The following is a 1,281-nucleotide window of genomic DNA, read 5'->3' on the forward strand; positions in this document are numbered from 1 at the left end:
CCCGGCGGCACCGGGGTCCCCGCCGCCGACCACCACAGCGTGCGCTCCACCTCCGGGAAGGCGCCGCTGGCAGCGCGGAAGGCCAGCACGTCCCGGTGCGCCGCCTCCACGAAGGACCGCAGGCCGCCGGGGGAGCGCCACAGCGAGACGAGGCGGACGCGCTCCCCCTCGTCGAGGAAGTGGACCTCCTCCAGGTGGCCGGGGTCCCGCCGGGCCCGTTCGCGCAGGGCGGCGGCGAACGCGCCGAGGTGACGGCGGTCGCCCCGCAGGACACGCGCCTCCACCAGCACCGGCCAGCCGGCGCGGAGCGCGGAACCGCCCTCCCCGACGGGGTTCGGACGGCGGCGGGGTGTGCGGCGGACGGTGTCGTGTCGGCGCTGTGCGAGGAATGGCATGACCGCTCCCGGGAAACTGGACTGCTTGCGGGGGTCCACTCTGGCTCTGGTGGTATCCCCTCTGGCGATGCCAGTATGGAATCCGGGGACCACTCACCACAGATCCAATGGAGGGGAAAATGGACTCTTCCCGGAGTTCCGCCGAACTCGCCGACCTCCTCGGCGCCTGGCCCCGGGGCGGCGGGCCCCTCTACCGGCGCCTCGCCGACACCCTGCGCCAGCTGGTCGACCAGGGCAGCCTCACCCCCGGTGAGCGCCTGCCCTCCGAGCGCGCCCTCGCCGCCAGCCTCCGGGTGAGCCGCACCACCGTGGTCTCCGCCTACGACGCCCTGCGCGCGGACGGCATCCTCGACAGCAGGCAGGGCAGCGGCACCCGCGTCAGCAGCCGGGTCGCGCCCGTGCGCTCGGACGGCTGGACCGCCAACGGCACGGGCAACCCCATGTACCGCAACCTCTTCCAGCACGAGGAGGGACTCATCTCGGCCGCCTGCCTGACCACCCCCGCGCTCCCCGGCGTGGAGGAGGCCATCCGCCGGGTCGTGGCCGAGGACCTGCCCGCGCTCATGGCCGAGGGCAGCTACCACCCCAGCGGCCTGCCCGCGCTGCGCCGGGCCGTCGCCGACCACTACACCGCCCGGGGCCTGCCCACCACCGCCGACCAGATCGTCGTCACCACCGGCGCCCACCAGGCCGTCAACCTGGTCGCCCAGCTCTACCTGCGCAACGGCTCGCCCGTCGTGGTGGAGGACCCCAGCTTCGCGGGCTGCCTGGACCTGATGGGGGACCGGGGCGCACGCTTCCTGCCCGTGCCCCTGGACGAACAGGGTCTGGACGCCAACGGCGTGCGCCGCGCCGTGGCCGAGCACGCGCCCCACCTCGTCTACAC

The 1,281-nt window shown here is 74.9% G+C and carries 2 protein-coding genes; one reads left to right on the plus strand and one right to left on the minus strand.

What is annotated here, in order from left to right; genetic code table 11:
* Positions 1 to 395, minus strand: a 395-nt coding sequence (locus DQW06_RS28380) for a hypothetical protein (RefSeq protein WP_117199634.1), incomplete at its 3' end; no start/stop codon positions are given.
* A gap of 119 nt (positions 396 to 514) precedes the next feature.
* Here DQW06_RS28380 and DQW06_RS28385 point away from each other — a divergent pair.
* A partial coding sequence (locus DQW06_RS28385) for a PLP-dependent aminotransferase family protein (RefSeq protein WP_157983651.1) occupies positions 515 to 1,281 on the plus strand: 767 nt, incomplete at its 3' end.

The sequence above is a fragment of the Nocardiopsis sp. TNDT3 genome, from assembly GCF_003427465.1.
In the GTDB taxonomy this organism is placed as follows: Bacteria; Actinomycetota; Actinomycetes; order Streptosporangiales; family Streptosporangiaceae; genus Nocardiopsis; species Nocardiopsis dassonvillei.